Origin of the sequence: Streptomyces sp. NPDC006235 (genome assembly GCF_040613735.1) — a bacterium.
Classification (GTDB): Bacteria; Actinomycetota; Actinomycetes; order Streptomycetales; family Streptomycetaceae; genus Streptomyces.
On sequence record NZ_JBEXSR010000011.1, the window covers coordinates 158,233 to 173,878 of the forward strand.

The following is a 15,646-nucleotide window of genomic DNA, read 5'->3' on the forward strand; positions in this document are numbered from 1 at the left end:
GCGCCGCCGTCCTCCCTTCACGGGGCGCACGGCGCGGGTGGGTGTCACCGGTGGTCTCCTCCGGCCTCTCTGGGTGAAGAACGGCCGCTCAGAACACCGCTCCCGCGGGAGGGGTGAGGGACCGCCGTATACAAGACTGTTGGGGAGCGACGAAGTTGTGCCGGTCGCCCCGGATGCGCTGTGGCGCTAGTCACGCTCCAGCGCGAGCTCCTTCAGGCCGTCGCCTCCCGGCGCCCCGCGGTTGTACAGGAAGCCGCGCGTGCGGTCGGCCGCCAGCCGGTAGCGCGCGAGCCGCTCCTCGGAGAGGTCGCCCGGCGTCTCGAGTGCCCGCCGTACGTCCACCACCCGGTGGTCCTCGACCGCGCCGGCGGGCGGCTTCTCGCCGGCCTCCACCTCGGGCGGGATGTCCACCAGCGTCGTGGCGTAGCGGGCGGCGACGTCCCAGCCGTCGGTCGTCTCGCGGAACTCGAACCAGCCGATCGCGCCCTCCTCGGTGAGCCCGGTGGGCGAGGAGTGCCGGGCGACCTGGTTGCCCAGGCTGTAGGCGATCCAGGTGCCGTTCACCTTCTGGATCGGCTGCACCACGTGGGCGTGGTGCCCGATCACCAGGTCGACGCCGGTCTCCTCGGTGAGCCGCTCCGCCAGCTGCAGCTGGGGAACACTCGGTTCGTTGTAGTGCTCAAGGCCCCAGTGGACCGAGAGGATGACCACCTCGGCGCCCTTCTCGCGGGCACGGGCCTCGGCGTCCTTGATCGCGTCCGTGTCGATCTGGTTGAACGCCCACTTCTCCTTCTCCGGCGTCGGGTTCAGGAACGACATCCAGGAGAACGAGAGGTGGGCGACCTTGACGCCGTTGACGTCACGGATGTTGATCCGTTCCGCTTCCTCGGGCGTGCGGGCGGAGCCCGTGTGCCCGAGGCCGGCCTTGTCCATGGCGTTCAAGGTGCGCCGTACAGCGCCCAGACCGTGGTCATAGGTGTGGTTGGAGGCCGTCGAGCAGGTGTCGTAGCCCACATCCTTGAGCGACGTCAGGATCTGCGGCGGCACCAGGAACTCCGGGTACCCCTCGAAGGGGCCCCGCGGATTTCCGACGGGCGTCTCCATGTGACAGATCGCCAGGTCCGCCTTGCTGATGACCGGCTTGATCCCGGCGAGCAAGGGCTTGAAGTCCAGCCCGGCCTCGCCCTCGCCGGTCTTCTTGGCATCCTTGGCGGCCTGGTCGACCAGCTCGGGGTGGATCAGCACATCACCGGCGGCGGCGACGGTGAACGAGCGGCCGCCCGGCTTCACCTGCGGCGCGGAGGCCGCGGAGCTGCACGCGGTCGCGACGGCGACGGTGGCCACGAAAGCGGTTGCCGCCCGAGCGATCCGGAGAGGATTACGAAGTGTCACCGCATCATATTCACATGAAGCACACAAGCACCACGGAAGTTACCGTCACAAGACAGTCACATTTGACTCGTATTTTGATCCAATTCGGACTCGTCCTCGCCTTGTTCGGCTGTCAGTCGGCACCAGAACGGTCAACGGACGACTCCACTCCGGGCGCCCGGGAACTGGTGGACCTCCGCAGCAGGATCCTCGCGTACACGGCGGATCTGGAGCCCGACGCCGCGTACACCCCGCCGGGCGACACCCAGCGCGAGCGCGTCGCCGAGAGCGTCGGCCACCTCCTGGACGGCGACGCCACGCAGGCCGAACGGCTGCTCGCCCCCCTCGGCCTGAAGCTCACCCGCCTCACCGACACCGAGTCCGGCCGCAGGTACGACGAGATCGCCGCCGCCCGCCCGGGCCGGGCCGCACGCTGGGGGCGCCTCTACCTGACCGCGGACTCCGACGTCCGCTGGAACGCCCAGGTGCCGCACCCGGTCTCCGACCGGGACACCGAACGCCTCGGCGTGCGGCTCCTGGAGGACAACCCCGGCGGCTCCCTGGTCCTCGCCGGCGCGCACCGCGAGGCGGGCCGGGGCGACGCCGCCGACGTCGCCCACGAGGAGGACAGCGTCTTCCACGCCATCGTCGTGGAGCTCCAGAAACGCGATGTCCCGGGCGTGCAACTGCACGGCTTCGCCAAGGACTCGGACCGCCCCTACGAGGCGGTCCTCTCCACCGGAGCCGCGCGCAGCACCCTCACCGAGGCCGTCGCCCTGGCCGACGGCATGCAGGCCGACGGGCTGCGGGTCTGCCGGGGCTGGGCGGCTCGCTGCCCCCTGGAAGGCACCACGAACGTCCAGGGCAAGGCCGCGGAGCGCCACCACGCCAGGTTCGTCCACGTGGAGCTCTCCCCCAAGGCACGCGGCGACGGCTCCGACGCCGACGCCGCCACCAGGGCCCTCTCAGGGCTGGTCTCGGCCTGGAACTCCGCCCGCCGGTGAGGAAACAGCGCAAGGCGGTCAGCAGCACCCCGCCGACGGCGACGACGACAACGACCGCTTGTTGCGCGCCTCCTTGTTGCGCGCGGCCAGCAACTCGTCGGCCGGGTAGCCGACCTCCTCCAGCGTCAGCCCGTGCGGCCGTACGACGTGCACGGCCGAGTCCCGCACGCCGGCCGCCAGCACCTTCGCGGGCCAGTCCGGCGGCCGGTGCCCGTCGCCCACGAACAACAGCGCCCCGATGAGCGAGCGCACCATGTTGTGGCAGAAGGCGTCGGCCCGCACGGTCGCCGTGATGATCCCGTCGGCTCCCTTGTCCAGGCTCAGCTCCTGGAGCGTACGGATGGTAGTGGCCCCCTCCCGCTTCTTGCAGTAGGCGGCGAAGTCGTGCTCCCCGAGCAGCCGCCGGGCGGCCTCGTTCATGGCGTCGACGTCCAAGGGCCAGTCGTGCCACAGCACATGGTTGCGCAGCAGCGGATCGACGCCACCGGGATTGTCGGTGACCCGGTACGCGTACCGCCGCCAGACCGCCGAGAACCGCGCGTTGAAGCCACGGGGCGCCTCCCTGAGGGCCCACACCCGTACGTCCCGGGGCAGCCGCCCGGCGAGCCGCTTCAGCAGCTTCTGGTTGTGCTCGGCCCACACCTCACGCGGCAGATCGACATGCGCCACCTGCCCCCGGGCGTGCACCCCGGCATCGGTGCGCCCCGCCACGGTCAGCTCGTACGTCTGCCCCGACCGCGTCACGGTCCGCAGGGCGTCCTCGATCTCCCCCTGCACGGTCCGCCGCCCCCCGGCCTGCTTGGCCCACCCGGAGAACTCACTCCCGTCGTACGACAGATCAAGACGCACACGCACGTAACCGGCTGCTGCTTCATCACTCACGTACAGATCCTCTCAGCAACACAAAAGCGGGCCCGCCCCTGAAAAGGAACGGACCCGCCAACGCCCTCTCAGGGGCGCGGGGCTGTGTCGACTTGCGGCTCCGCCGCGTGGGCGCGAACAACCACGACGAAGCCGCAGCCGCCAACAAACAATCCCCGGCAGACGCTTAGGCGTCCTTGGACTCCTCGGCGCCCTCGGCCTTGGTCACATCGACCTGAGCCTCAGAGCCCTCGGCGTCCTTCGCGGCACGCTTGGTCGCGGCCTCGGCCTCGCCGGTCGCCTCCTGCGCCACCGTCAGCGCCTCGACCAGCTCGATGACGGCCATGGGCGCGTTGTCGCCACGGCGGTTACCGATCTTGGTGATGCGGGTGTAGCCACCCGGACGGTTCTCGTAGCGCGGGCCGATCTCGGTGAAGAGCGTGTGGACGATGCTCTTGTCCGTGATGACCTGGAGCACCTGACGGCGGTTGTGAAGGTCACCCTTCTTCGCCTTGGTGACCAGACGCTCGGCGTACGGACGCAGCTTGCGCGCCTTCGCCTCGGTGGTGGTGATGCGACCGTGCTCGAACAGCGCCTTCGCGAGGTTCGCGAGGAGCAGCTTCTCGTGCGCGGCGCTGCCGCCCATACGGGCACCCTTGGTGGGCTTCGGCATGGTGTTTCTCCTAGGTGTCTGCCCCGGCCGTATCAGGTACCGGGGTCAGTATCCGAGCGAGCGGTTGCCCGTCGGAGATCCGGGGTGCGCCCCGGAAGGGGCGCGGGGAACTGCGCGATCAAGCACAGCGCACCCGCGCCCGAGTACGGACCGAAAAGGCCCGAGCTCTCAGTACTGCTCGGTCTCGACGAACCCGGCGTCCGCGTCGTCGTCCGCACCGAAGGCGTCCGCCGCGGCGGTCGGGTCGAATCCGGGCGGGCTGTCCTTCAGGGCCAGGCCCATGCCGGCCAGCTTCGCCTTGACCTCGTCGATCGACTTCGCACCGAAGTTGCGGATGTCGAGCAGGTCGGCCTCGGAACGCGCCACGAGCTCACCCACGGAGTGGATGCCCTCACGCTTGAGGCAGTTGTACGACCGAACGGTGAGCTCCAGCTCCTCGATCGGCAGCGCCAGGTCGGCGGCGAGGGCGGCGTCCGTCGGGGACGGGCCCATGTCGATGCCCTCGGCGTCGATGTTGAGCTCGCGGGCCAGACCGAACAGCTCGACCAGGGTCTTGCCGGCCGACGCCATGGCGTCACGCGGACGCATGGCCTGCTTGGTCTCGACGTCGACGATCAGCTTGTCGAAGTCGGTGCGCTGCTCGACACGCGTGGCCTCGACCTTGTACGTGACCTTGAGCACCGGCGAGTAGATCGAGTCGACCGGAATCCGGCCGATCTCCTGGCCGACCTGCTTGTTCTGCACGGCGGAGACGTAACCGCGGCCGCGCTCGACCGTCAGCTCCATCTCCAGCTTGCCCTTGCCGTTGAGCGTGGCGAGGACGAGGTCGGGGTTGTGCACCTCGACACCGGCCGGCGGCGCGATGTCGGCGGCGGTGACCAGACCCGGGCCCTGCTTGCGCAGGTACATCACGACCGGCTCGTCGTGCTCCGAGGAGACGACCAGCTGCTTGATGTTGAGGATCAGGTCGGTGACGTCCTCCTTGACGCCCGGCACGGTGGTGAACTCGTGCAGGACACCGTCGATGCGGATGGACGTGACCGCCGCACCCGGGATCGAGGACAGGAGGGTCCGGCGCAGGGAGTTGCCGAGGGTGTAACCGAAGCCCGGCTCCAGCGGCTCGATCACGAACCGGGAGCGGAATTCGTCGACGACCTCTTCGGTCAACGAGGGACGCTGAGCGATCAGCATGTGTGGATCAGATCCTTCAGTCGGGGGCGCCCGCTATATGACGCCCGACTCGACCGTCCCCGACGAAAAGGGACGGGTACTGCAAGGGTACGGGCGATACGGCCCGAAGGAGCCGTACCGCCCGGAAACCTGAACCCGAAGGCGTCGCGTCAGACGCGACGGCGCTTCGGCGGACGGCAGCCGTGCTGCGACATGTGGGGGATAACCCCCACATCTCCAGCCGGAGGCCAGTCCGCCTGAGCCGGAGCGTCAGACGCGGCGGCGCTTCGGCGGACGGCAGCCGTTGTGCGGGGTCGGGGTGACGTCCTGGATGGAGCCGACCTCGAGACCGGTCGCCTGGAGCGAACGGATGGCGGTCTCACGACCGGAACCCGGGCCCTTGACGAACACGTCGACCTTGCGCATGCCGTGCTCCTGGGCGCGGCGGGCAGCCGACTCGGCGGCCATCTGCGCGGCGAACGGCGTGGACTTCCGGGAGCCCTTGAAGCCGACGTGGCCGGCGGAGGCCCAGGAGATCACGTTGCCGGACGGGTCCGTGATCGAGACGATGGTGTTGTTGAACGTGCTCTTGATGTGCGCGTGGCCGTGAGCGACGTTCTTCTTTTCCTTGCGGCGCACCTTCTTGGCAGCGCCCTGACGACCCTTGGGGGGCATCTATAACTCCTACGGGAGGTGGTCGGTCCTGCAGCGAAGACCGCTGACGAGCGTCCGCTGAGGACTACTTCTTGCCCGGCTTCTTCTTGCCGGCGATGGCGCGACGCGGGCCCTTGCGGGTGCGGGCGTTGGTGCTGGTGCGCTGACCGCGGACCGGCAGACCACGGCGGTGGCGCAGACCCTGGTAGGTACCGATCTCGACCTTGCGGCGGATGTCGGCCTGGATCTCGCGACGGAGGTCACCCTCGGTCTTGATGTTGTTGTCGACGAACTCGCGGATCGCGACGAGCTGCTCCTCGGAGAGGTCGCGAACGCGGGTGTTCGGGTCGACGCCGGTGGCGGCCAGCGTCTGCTGCGAGAGGGTCCGGCCGATGCCGAACACGTAGGTGAGGGCGATCTCCACGCGCTTGTCGCGCGGGATGTCAACACCGGAAACGCGTGCCATTCAATGGCTCCAGTTGCTTGACGGAGGTCTTCCACAGAACCGACTCCCAGCCGCCGTATGAGGTACGAACTGGGTCCCCGGCCTCCGACCGGGGGTGTCAGACCCGGGGGTCTGGGCCCTGCGTATGAACATATTCAGCTTGCGTCGCGCGAATCCCTGCGATGAAGGCAGAGGGATCGGTCGTGCGTCAGCCCTGGCGCTGCTTGTGGCGCGGGTTGTCGCAGATGACCATGACCCGGCCGTGACGGCGGATCACCCTGCACTTGTCGCAGATCTTCTTGACGCTCGGCTTGACCTTCATGGGTGAGGTTCTCCGGGTCAGTGCCACCACCCCGGAAGCCGGGGCGCGGGCAAGATCTACTTGTAGCGGTAGACGATCCGGCCACGCGTCAGGTCGTACGGAGACAGCTCCACCACGACCCGGTCGTCAGGGAGGATGCGGATGTAGTGCATGCGCATCTTGCCGCTGATGTGTGCCAGGACCTGGTGGCCGTTCTGGAGCTCGACCTTGAACATGGCGTTCGGAAGAGACTCGACGACAGTGCCCTCGATCTCGATGGCACCTTGCTTCTTGGCCACGCTTCGCCCTTCGAATCGACTACCTTGATCGACTCATCAGTGCGAGCGCATGCAGACATGCGGATGCACAAGAGCCGACGAGTCAGTCTACGTCAGGCCTCTCGGAAACACGAATCGAGAGTCTGCCCCTGCGGAGAGATCTTTAAGCGCCCCCGAAACGGGCGCGCGGAACTGCGCGAGCAACCCCCACGTCCCCGCAGCCGCCGACGATCCGGGCCACTCTCCCCGGAAGTTGCTCAGCCCAGCGGATCGGGCGCGGCGACGATCCCCAGCTCGGCGAGCTTCGCCTTACCCCCGTCGGGAGACGTCAGCACCAGCGGCCCCTCCTCCGTCAGCGCGACGGAGTGCTCCCAGTGGGACGACCACGTACCGTCCGTGGTGACGACCGTCCAGTCGTCCCCCAGGACCTCCGTCTTCGGCGTCCCCAGCGACACCATCGGCTCGATCGCGAGGCAGAACCCGGGCACCAGCTTCGGCCCCTTGCCGCGCCGGCGGTCCACGTAGTTCAGCAGGTGCGGGTCCATGTGCATCTCGGTGCCGATGCCGTGACCGCCGTAGTCCTCGATGATCCCGTACCGGCCGCCGCCGGGCTTGGGCTGGCGGCGGATGTACGTCTCGATCGCCCGCGAGACGTCGACCAGCCGGTTGCCCTGCTTCATGGCCGCGATGCCGGCCCACATCGATTCCTCGGTCACCCGGGACAGCTCGATCAGCTCCGGGGAGTGACCGGAGCCCACGAAGGCCGTGTACGCGGCGTCGCCGTGCCAGCCGTCGATGATCGCGCCGCAGTCGATGGAGATCACGTCCCCGTCCTTGAGGACCACGTCGTCGGAGGGGATGCCATGGACGACGACCTCGTTCACCGAGGTGCAGATGGTCGCGGGGAAACCGCCGTAGCCGAGGAAGTTGGGCTTGGCGTTGTGCTCGGCGAGCACCTTGCGGGCGACCTGGTCCAGATCCTTCGTCGTGGCCCCCGGCACGGCGGCTTCGCGGGTCGCCGCGTGAATGGCGGCGACGACCAGCCCCGCCTCACGCATCTTGGCGATCTGCTCGGGGGTCTTGATCTGCACCATGGGGGCTACGGCCTTTCTGGACCTTCGGAGAACATGGACGCCTTCAACGATACGGGGCCGCGCGAGGACCCCGCCCACACAGCAGCCGCGGCTCCCCTGGGGGAACCGCGGCCGTAGCTGTGCATGAACGACTACTTGCCGTCCTCGTCACGCTTGAGCGCCTCCATGGCGCGCGTCGTGACGTCCTCCACCTTGCCGAGCGCGGAGATCGTGACCACCAGGCCCTGCGCCTTGTAGTAGTCGATGATCGGCTCGGTCTGCGTGTGGTAGACCTCCAGCCGCTTGCGGACGGTCTCCTCGGAGTCGTCGTCCCGCTGGTACAGCTCGCCGCCGCAGACGTCGCAGACGCCCTCCTTGGCCGGCTGCTTGTACGTCACGTGGAAGACGTGCGCGGAGTCGTTACGGCAGATGCGGCGGCCGGCGATGCGCTTGACCACCTCGTCCTCGGGGACCTCCAGGTCCAGCACCGCGTCGAGCTGCATGCTCTCGGTCTCGAGCAGCTCGTCGAGCGCCTCGGCCTGGGAGACGTTGCGGGGGAAGCCGTCCAGCAGGAAACCGTTCTCCGCGTCCGGCTGCTCCATACGGTCCTTGGCCATGGCGATGGTGACCTCGTCGGGCACGAGATTGCCCGCGTCCATGTAGGACTTCGCCAGTTTGCCGAGTTCCGTCTGCCGGCTGATGTTGGCCCGGAACAGGTCGCCCGTGGAGATGTGCGGGATCGACAGGTTCTGAGCCAGGAACGCGGCCTGCGTTCCCTTACCGGCACCCGGCGGCCCGACGAGGACGATACGCATCAGCGGAGGAACCCTTCGTAATTGCGCTGCTGAAGCTGGCTCTCGATCTGCTTCACCGTCTCGAGACCCACACCCACGATGATCAGGATGCTGGTCCCGCCGAACGGGAAGTTCTGGTTTGCCCCGAAACCAGCCAACGCCATCGTCGGCACGAGAGCGATCAGCCCCAAGTACAGCGAACCCGGCCAGGTGATCCGGTTGAGCACGTACGACAGGTACTCAGCGGTCGGTCGGCCAGCCCGGATGCCCGGGATGAAGCCACCATACTTCTTCATGTTGTCGGCGACTTCCTCGGGGTTGAACGAGATAGCCACATAGAAGAAGGCGAAGAAAATGATCAGGATGAAGTAAAGAACCATGTGCATCGGGGCGTCCGGCAGCGCAAGATTCTTCTCGATCCAGACCTTCCAGCCGGAGTTTCCGCCGGCGAACTGGGCGACCAACGCCGGGATGTAGAGCAGCGACGAGGCGAAGATCACAGGGATGATGCCGGCCTGGTTGACCTTCAGCGGGATGTACGTCGACGTACCGCCGTAGGATCGGCGGCCGATCATGCGCTTGGCGTACTGGACCGGAATGCGGCGCTGAGCCTGCTCGACGAAGACCACCAAGCCGATCACGACGAGGCCGACCGCGATGACGGTGGCGAACTCGATCCAGCCGTCGGCCAGCGAGCCCTCCTGCTTGATGGCCCACAGGGCGGACGGGAAGGTGGCGGCGATCGAGATGAACATCAGGATCGACATGCCGTTGCCGATGCCGCGGTCCGTGATGAGCTCGCCGAGCCACATCACGATCGCCGTACCGGCGGTCATGGTGATGACCATGGTGATGGTGACGAAGATCGACTGGTCGGGGACGATCTGGCTGGCCACCGGGCAGCCCGAGAACAGGGCGCCGCTGCGGGCGGTGGCGACGAGGCCGGTGCCCTGAAGGATGGCGAGGGCCACCGTCAGGTAGCGGGTGTACTGCGTGATCTTCGCCGTACCGGCCTGGCCCTCCTTCTTCAGGGCTTCCAGGCGCGGGATCACCACGGTCAGCAGCTGCAGAATGATGCTCGCCGTGATGTACGGCATGATGCCCAGCGCGAAGATCGTGATCTGCAGCAGCGCACCGCCGCTGAACATGTTGACCAGGCCGAACAGGCCCTGGTTGGCCTGAGCGTTGTCGATACAGGTCTGGACGTTCCGGTAGTCGACGCCTGGGATCGGGACATGCGTACCGACCCGGTAGACCACGATGATGCCGAGCGTGAAGAGCAGCTTCTTGCGCAGGTCGGGCGTCTTGAACGCCCGGGCGAACGCGGTGAGCACGGTGCCTCCTGCGACCCCCGCGCAACTGCGTCAAGGGTGACGGTCTTGAGGTTCGACGAATAGGTAACGGGCAACTGCCGCTCAGAGTGCCGGAAGTGCAGCACCCCGTGAAAAGAGGGCAGTGCAGGCCACCTTACCGGCGGGACTGCCGCCCTAGGAACGACCAACCGGGGATACCCCATTTGTGGGGTATCCCCGGTCGGGATCGCTCAGGTCATCGAGACGCCTGTGGTGTTCAGACGAGCTCGGTGACGGAACCGCCGGCAGCGGTGATCTTCTCCTTGGCGGAGCCGGAGACGGCGTCGACCGTCACCTGCAGCGCCACGGAGATCTCGCCCTGGCCGAGGACCTTGACGAGGCTGTTCTTGCGAACAGCGCCCTTGGCCACCAGCGACTCGACGGTGACCTCGCCACCCTCGGGGTAGAGGGCGGCCAGCTTGTCGAGGTTCACGACCTGGTACTCGGTCTTGAACGGGTTCTTGAAGCCCTTCAGCTTCGGGAGACGCATGTGGAGGGGCATCTGCCCACCCTCGAAGCGCTCCGGAACCTGGTAGCGGGCCTTCGTACCCTTGGTACCACGACCGGCCGTCTTACCCTTCGACGCCTCACCACGACCGACACGGGTCTTGGCGGTCTTGGCGCCCGGGGCGGGACGGAGGTTGTGGATCTTGAGCGGGTTGTTCTCCGCCATGATCAGTCGACCTCCTCGACCGTCACGAGGTGGCGGACGGTGTGCACCATGCCGCGGAACTCGGGGCGGTCCTCCTTGACGACCTGCGTGTTGATGCCCTTGAGACCAAGGGAGCGCAGGGTGTCACGGTGGTTCTGCTTGCTGCCGATGTAGGACTTGACCTGCGTGATCTTGAGCTGCGCCATGATTACGCACCCGCCCCGGCACGCGCACGCAGGAGAGCCGCGGGAGCGACGTCCTCGAGGGGCAGACCACGGCGGGCCGCGATCTCCTCGGGACGCTGCAGGCCCTTCAGGGCCTCCACGGTGGCGTGCACGATGTTGATCGCGTTGTCGGAGCCGAGCGACTTCGACAGCACGTCGTGGATACCGGCGCACTCGAGCACGGCACGCACCGGACCACCGGCGATAACACCGGTACCGGGCGACGCGGGCTTGAGCAGGACGACGCCGGCAGCCTTCTCACCCTGGATGGGGTGGGGGATGGTGCCCTGGATACGCGGGACCTTGAAGAAGTGCTTCTTGGCCTCCTCAACGCCCTTGGCGATGGCGGCCGGCACCTCCTTGGCCTTGCCGTATCCGACACCCACGGTGCCGTCACCGTCGCCCACCACGACCAGCGCGGTGAAGCTGAAGCGACGACCACCCTTCACAACCTTGGCGACGCGGTTGATCGCGACAACGCGCTCAACGTACGCGGTCTTCTCGGCGGCAGCTGCGCCGCCGTCACGGCCCTTCCGGTCCCGCCGCTCGCCGCCACCGGCACCGCCACCGCGGCGCTGGGGTCCAGCCATTGGAATTACCTCTCTCTGTCTCCGCTAGCTACGGAACCAGGACTCAGAACTTGAGTCCGGCCTCGCGGGCGGCGTCCGCCAGGGCGGCGATGCGCCCCGCGTACTGGTTACCACCACGGTCGAACACGACGGCCTCGACACCGGCGGCCTTGGCACGCTCGGCGACCAGGGCGCCGACCTGCTTGGCCTGCGCCGACTTGTCGCCCTCGCCACCGCGGATCGAGCTGTCCAGGGTGGACGCCGACGCCAGGGTGTGACCCTTGATGTCGTCGATCACCTGGGCCACGATGTGGCGGTTCGAGCGGGTAACGACCAGGCGCGGACGCTCCGCCGTACCGTTGATGTGCTTACGGATACGGATGTGGCGGCGCTTGATCGCGGCGCGCTTGTAGGCGTCGCCCTTAAGGATCTTCTGCCCGTATGCCATGGCTTACTTACCCGCCTTTCCGACCTTGCGGCGGATGACTTCGCCCTCGTACTTGACACCCTTGGCCTTGTACGGGTCGGGCCTGCGCAGCTTGCGGATGTTGGCCGCAACCTCGCCGACCTTCTGCTTGTCGATGCCCTCGACCGAGAAACGGGTCGGGGACTCCACCTTGAAGGTGATGCCCTCGGGGGCCTCGACCAGGATCGGGTGGCTGTAGCCGAGGGAGAACTCCAGGTTGGAGCCCTTCGCCACGACGCGGTAGCCGACACCGCTGATTTCGAGCTTCTTGACGTATCCCTGGGTCACACCGGTGATCATGTTCGCCACCAGCGTGCGGGACAGGCCGTGCAGGGCCTTGCTCTGCCGCTCGTCGTTGGGCCGCAGCACCTGAAGGGTGCCGTCCTCGGCCTTGGCGATGTCGATCGGCGCGATGACGGTGTGGGTCAGTTCGCCCTTGGGGCCCTTGACCGCGACCGTACGGCCGTCGATGGTGACGTCCACGCCGGCGGGAACCGGGATGGGGAGCTTGCCGATACGCGACATGTTGTCTCTCCTCCGTTCCCGAACTACCAGACGTAGGCGAGGACTTCCCCACCCACGCCCTTCTTCTGCGCCTGCTTGTCGGTCAGGAGACCGTGGGACGTGGAGATGATCGCCACGCCCAGGCCGCCGAGAACCTTCGGCAGGTTGGTGGACTTCGCGTATACCCGGAGACCGGGCTTGGAGATCCGCTTGATCCCCGCGATGGAGCGCTCACGGTTGGGGCCGAACTTCAGCTCCAGGACGAGGTTCTTGCCGACCTCGGCGTCCTCGACCTTCCAGCCCGTGATGAAGCCCTCCTGCTGGAGGATCTCCGCGATGTGCGACTTGATCTTCGAGTGCGGCATCGCCACGGAGTCGTGGTACGCCGAGTTCGCGTTCCGCAGACGCGTCAGCATGTCTGCGATCGGATCAGTCATGGTCATGAATTGGCCTTCGGCCTCTCTCGCCGGGGTTTCCTGGTGCGCCATCCCTCTCCCCGATCCGAGACGGGACGGGTGCGGCGCGGTGGACCTACGGCGTAGTAAGTCGTAAGGGCGGCGGCAGACGCCCAACCCCACAAGCCTAAGGCATGCGAGCTGGACGTCCTGCCGCCCCAGATGCTTACCGAGAGCCCTGCTAATCCCTGATTGGGGGGATTACCAGGAGCTCTTGGTCACGCCCGGCAGCTCGCCACGGTGAGCCATCTCACGAAGGCACACGCGGCACAGGCCGAACTTGCGGTACACGGAGTGCGGACGACCACAGCGCTGGCAGCGCGTGTAGCCACGTACGCCGAACTTGGGCTTACGAGCAGCCTTCGCGATCAGAGCCTTCTTCGCCATCTCGCTCACGCCTCCTTGAAGGGGAAGCCGAGGTGACGGAGGAGCGCGCGGCCCTCAGCGTCGTTGGTCGCCGTGGTGACCACGGTGATGTCCATACCCCGGACGCGGTCGATCTTGTCCTGGTCGATCTCGTGGAACATGACCTGCTCCGTGAGACCGAAGGTGTAGTTGCCACGGCCGTCGAACTGCTTGGGGGACAGGCCGCGGAAGTCGCGGATGCGCGGGAGCGCCAGCGACAGGGTGCGGTCCAGGAACTCCCACATGCGGTCGCCACGGAGCGTGACGTGGGCACCGATCGGCTGGCCCTCACGCAGCTTGAACTGCGCGATGGACTTGCGGGCCTTGGTGACGGCCGGCTTCTGACCGGTGATCGTGGTGAGGTCGCGGATGGCGCCCTCGATCAGCTTGGAGTCGCGGGCGGCGTCGCCCACACCCATGTTGACCACGATCTTGACGAGACCGGGGATCTGCATGACGTTCTCGTACTTGAACTCGTCACGCAGCTTGCCCGTGATCTCCTCACGGTACTTCTGCTTCAGTCGCGGAGTGGTGGTGGTCGTCATCAGATGTCCTCACCCGTCCGCTTGGCAACGCGGATCTTGTTGCCTTCGTCGTCGAAGCGGTAACCGACGCGGGTCACGACCTTCTTGCCGTCCTTCTCCACGACCAGCTGGACGTTGGAGACGTGGATCGGCGCCTCGGTGGTGACGATGCCGCCGGCCTGCGAACCGCGAGCCGTCGGACCGGCCTTGGTGTGCTTCTTGACCCGGTTGACACCCTCGACCAGGACACGGTCCTCACGGGGGAAGGCCGCGATGACCTTGCCCTGCTTGCCCTTGTCCTTACCGGTGATGACCTGGACCAGGTCGCCCTTCTTGATCTTCATGCTCACAGCACCTCCGGCGCGAGGGAGATGATCTTCATGAACTTCTTCTCGCGCAGCTCACGGCCGACCGGGCCGAAGATACGGGTGCCACGAGGGTCGCCGTCGTTCTTCAGAATGACGGCGGCGTTCTCGTCGAAGCGGATGTACGAGCCGTCCGGACGGCGGCGCTCCTTGACGGTGCGAACGATGACCGCCTTGACGACGTCACCCTTCTTCACGTTGCCACCGGGGATCGCGTCCTTGACGGTGGCGACGATGACGTCACCGATACCCGCGTAGCGGCGACCGGAGCCGCCGAGCACACGGATGCAGAGGATCTCCTTCGCACCCGTGTTGTCGGCGACACGCAGTCGCGACTCCTGCTGGATCACGTCTATCTCCTGGTTGTCTGCCGGTTCCCTCCGGGGGTTGAGCCGGAGAGCCTGGCGGAACTGTCCTGCGGGGGTTGCCCCGAAGGAATTACTTAGGCCTCTGCAGGCGACAACCTCCGCCGGGGGCCGCTCGGCCGCCGCGGCCGAGGCCGGCGGCGAGCCGCCGGCCCGGGGCCGGGGGGCCGAGCCCCCGGCGGAGGCAGCGGGGGCGGAACCCCCGCTTGGTTACTTCGCCTTCTCGAGGATCTCCACGACGCGCCAGCGCTTCGTCGCCGACAGCGGGCGGGTCTCCATCAGGAGAACCCGGTCGCCGACGCCGGCGGCGTTCTGCTCGTCGTGCGCCTTGAGCTTGTTCGTACGGCGGATGACCTTGCCGTACAGCGCGTGCTTGACGCGGTCCTCGACGGCGACGACGACGGTCTTGTCCATCTTGTCGCTGACGACCAGACCCTCACGGGTCTTGCGGAATCCGCGGTCCGTCTTGGTCTCTTCAGTCACGTTGCTCTCGCTCATCAGGCGCTCTCCACCGTCTCGATGCCCAGCTCGCGCTCACGCATCAGGGTGTAGATCCGCGCGATGTCCTTGCGGACGGCCTTGAGCCGACCGTGGTTCTCGAGCTGGCCCGTCGCCGCCTGGAAGCGGAGGTTGAACAGCTCTTCCTTGGCCTCGCGGAGCTTGTTGAGCAGCTCCTCGTTGCCCAGCTCGCGCAGCTCGGACGCCTTGGTACCGGCCGACATCACGCTTCACCTGCCTCGCGCTTGACGATCTTGCACTTCATCGGCAGCTTGTGAGCCGCACGGGTCAGGGCCTCGCGCGCGATCTTCTCGTTGGGGTACGACAGCTCGAACATCACGCGTCCGGGCTTGACGTTGGCCACCCACCACTCCGGCGAGCCCTTACCGGAACCCATGCGGGTCTCGGCCGGCTTCTTGGTGAGGGGGCGGTCCGGGTAGATGTTGATCCAGACCTTGCCACCACGCTTGATGTGACGCGTCATGGCGATACGAGCGGCCTCGATCTGGCGGTTCGTCACATAGGCCGGGGTCAGCGCCTGGATGCCGTACTCGCCGAACGCAACCTGCGTGCCACCCTTGGACATGCCGTTGCGCTTGGGGTGGTGCTGCTTGCGGTGCTTGACCCTACGGGGGATCAGCAT

At 67.1% G+C, this 15,646-nt stretch carries 25 protein-coding genes; 1 reads left to right on the forward strand and 24 read right to left on the reverse strand.

Features of this window, described 5'->3' with window-relative positions:
- Positions 1-186 precede the first annotated feature (186 nt).
- The gene (locus ABZ192_RS16225; protein ID WP_356925180.1) at positions 187-1,290 is read right to left on the reverse strand and encodes a CapA family protein; all 1,104 of its coding nucleotides are present in this window, start codon (positions 1,288-1,290) and stop codon (positions 187-189) included.
- A gap of 266 nt (positions 1,291-1,556) precedes the next feature.
- On the opposite strand from ABZ192_RS16225, the gene ABZ192_RS16230 reads away from it, so the two are divergent.
- A complete protein-coding gene (locus tag ABZ192_RS16230) occupies positions 1,557-2,375 on the forward strand; it encodes a hypothetical protein (protein WP_356925181.1) in 819 nt (272 codons plus the stop codon).
- Positions 2,376-2,393: 18 nt separating this feature from the next.
- Here ABZ192_RS16230 and truA read toward each other — a convergent pair whose 3' ends face one another.
- The 23 genes from truA to rplP form a co-directional block, all read right to left on the reverse strand.
- On the reverse strand, positions 2,394-3,257 hold the full coding sequence (gene truA / locus ABZ192_RS16235) for a tRNA pseudouridine(38-40) synthase TruA (RefSeq protein ID WP_356925154.1): 864 nt from the start codon (positions 3,255-3,257) through the stop codon (positions 2,394-2,396).
- Between the two features lie 166 nt (positions 3,258-3,423).
- Positions 3,424-3,909 carry a 50S ribosomal protein L17 gene (rplQ, locus tag ABZ192_RS16240; RefSeq protein ID WP_356925155.1) on the reverse strand — a complete coding sequence of 162 codons (486 nt, stop codon included), beginning with the start codon at positions 3,907-3,909 and terminating at the stop codon, positions 3,424-3,426.
- A 168-nt stretch (positions 3,910-4,077) separates the two neighbouring features.
- Complete coding sequence (locus tag ABZ192_RS16245) at positions 4,078-5,100, reverse strand: DNA-directed RNA polymerase subunit alpha (RefSeq protein ID WP_003966937.1); 1,023 nt, start codon at positions 5,098-5,100, stop codon at positions 4,078-4,080.
- 249 nt (positions 5,101-5,349) lie between these two features.
- On the reverse strand, positions 5,350-5,754 hold the full coding sequence (gene rpsK, locus ABZ192_RS16250) for a 30S ribosomal protein S11 (protein ID WP_003956432.1): 405 nt from the start codon (positions 5,752-5,754) through the stop codon (positions 5,350-5,352).
- 64 nt (positions 5,755-5,818) lie between these two features.
- The gene (gene rpsM, locus ABZ192_RS16255; RefSeq protein ID WP_003992375.1) at positions 5,819-6,199 is read right to left on the reverse strand and encodes a 30S ribosomal protein S13; all 381 of its coding nucleotides are present in this window, start codon (positions 6,197-6,199) and stop codon (positions 5,819-5,821) included.
- Positions 6,200-6,386: 187 nt separating this feature from the next.
- Positions 6,387-6,500, reverse strand: coding sequence for a 50S ribosomal protein L36 (gene rpmJ / locus ABZ192_RS16260; protein WP_003974245.1), 114 nt, complete (start codon positions 6,498-6,500; stop codon positions 6,387-6,389).
- Positions 6,501-6,556: 56 nt separating this feature from the next.
- Entirely contained in the window at positions 6,557-6,778 is a 222-nt protein-coding gene (infA, locus tag ABZ192_RS16265; protein WP_003948620.1) for a translation initiation factor IF-1, read from the reverse strand.
- Positions 6,779-7,014: 236 nt separating this feature from the next.
- On the reverse strand, positions 7,015-7,851 hold the full coding sequence (gene map / locus ABZ192_RS16270; RefSeq protein WP_356925156.1) for a type I methionyl aminopeptidase: 837 nt from the start codon (positions 7,849-7,851) through the stop codon (positions 7,015-7,017).
- 131 nt (positions 7,852-7,982) lie between these two features.
- A complete protein-coding gene (locus tag ABZ192_RS16275) occupies positions 7,983-8,645 on the reverse strand; it encodes an adenylate kinase (RefSeq protein WP_356925157.1) in 663 nt (220 codons plus the stop codon).
- Complete coding sequence (gene secY, locus ABZ192_RS16280) at positions 8,645-9,958, reverse strand: preprotein translocase subunit SecY (RefSeq protein ID WP_356925158.1); 1,314 nt, start codon at positions 9,956-9,958, stop codon at positions 8,645-8,647. Before secY ends, ABZ192_RS16275 begins: the two co-directional genes overlap by 1 nt.
- Before the next feature lie 235 nt (positions 9,959-10,193).
- Positions 10,194-10,649 carry a 50S ribosomal protein L15 gene (gene rplO / locus ABZ192_RS16285; protein WP_338782542.1) on the reverse strand — a complete coding sequence of 152 codons (456 nt, stop codon included), beginning with the start codon at positions 10,647-10,649 and terminating at the stop codon, positions 10,194-10,196.
- A 2-nt stretch (positions 10,650-10,651) separates the two neighbouring features.
- Entirely contained in the window at positions 10,652-10,834 is a 183-nt protein-coding gene (gene rpmD / locus ABZ192_RS16290; protein ID WP_003974250.1) for a 50S ribosomal protein L30, read from the reverse strand.
- Positions 10,835-10,836: 2 nt separating this feature from the next.
- A complete protein-coding gene (gene rpsE, locus ABZ192_RS16295; protein WP_009190144.1) occupies positions 10,837-11,442 on the reverse strand; it encodes a 30S ribosomal protein S5 in 606 nt (201 codons plus the stop codon).
- 43 nt (positions 11,443-11,485) lie between these two features.
- The gene (rplR, locus tag ABZ192_RS16300) at positions 11,486-11,869 is read right to left on the reverse strand and encodes a 50S ribosomal protein L18 (RefSeq protein ID WP_003992369.1); all 384 of its coding nucleotides are present in this window, start codon (positions 11,867-11,869) and stop codon (positions 11,486-11,488) included.
- A 3-nt stretch (positions 11,870-11,872) separates the two neighbouring features.
- On the reverse strand, positions 11,873-12,412 hold the full coding sequence (rplF, locus tag ABZ192_RS16305; protein WP_010036705.1) for a 50S ribosomal protein L6: 540 nt from the start codon (positions 12,410-12,412) through the stop codon (positions 11,873-11,875).
- 23 nt (positions 12,413-12,435) lie between these two features.
- A complete protein-coding gene (gene rpsH, locus ABZ192_RS16310) occupies positions 12,436-12,834 on the reverse strand; it encodes a 30S ribosomal protein S8 (RefSeq protein WP_003992367.1) in 399 nt (132 codons plus the stop codon).
- 213 nt (positions 12,835-13,047) lie between these two features.
- Positions 13,048-13,233 (reverse strand): type Z 30S ribosomal protein S14, encoded by a 186-nt coding sequence (locus ABZ192_RS16315; RefSeq protein ID WP_003948630.1) that lies wholly within the window; start codon positions 13,231-13,233, stop codon positions 13,048-13,050.
- A 5-nt stretch (positions 13,234-13,238) separates the two neighbouring features.
- Positions 13,239-13,796, reverse strand: coding sequence for a 50S ribosomal protein L5 (gene rplE / locus ABZ192_RS16320; RefSeq protein ID WP_010036711.1), 558 nt, complete (start codon positions 13,794-13,796; stop codon positions 13,239-13,241).
- On the reverse strand, positions 13,796-14,119 hold the full coding sequence (gene rplX / locus ABZ192_RS16325; RefSeq protein ID WP_010036713.1) for a 50S ribosomal protein L24: 324 nt from the start codon (positions 14,117-14,119) through the stop codon (positions 13,796-13,798). Before rplX ends, rplE begins: the two co-directional genes overlap by 1 nt.
- Positions 14,120-14,121: 2 nt before the next feature.
- The gene (rplN, locus tag ABZ192_RS16330) at positions 14,122-14,490 is read right to left on the reverse strand and encodes a 50S ribosomal protein L14 (protein ID WP_003998823.1); all 369 of its coding nucleotides are present in this window, start codon (positions 14,488-14,490) and stop codon (positions 14,122-14,124) included.
- A gap of 225 nt (positions 14,491-14,715) precedes the next feature.
- Positions 14,716-15,003, reverse strand: a complete 288-nt coding sequence (gene rpsQ / locus ABZ192_RS16335) for a 30S ribosomal protein S17 (RefSeq protein WP_010036717.1) — start codon at positions 15,001-15,003, stop codon at positions 14,716-14,718.
- On the reverse strand, positions 15,003-15,227 hold the full coding sequence (rpmC, locus tag ABZ192_RS16340) for a 50S ribosomal protein L29 (RefSeq protein ID WP_010036720.1): 225 nt from the start codon (positions 15,225-15,227) through the stop codon (positions 15,003-15,005). The genes rpsQ and rpmC overlap by 1 nt, the downstream gene beginning before the upstream one ends.
- Positions 15,227-15,646 (reverse strand): 50S ribosomal protein L16, encoded by a 420-nt coding sequence (gene rplP / locus ABZ192_RS16345; protein WP_004984526.1) that lies wholly within the window; start codon positions 15,644-15,646, stop codon positions 15,227-15,229. The genes rpmC and rplP overlap by 1 nt, the downstream gene beginning before the upstream one ends.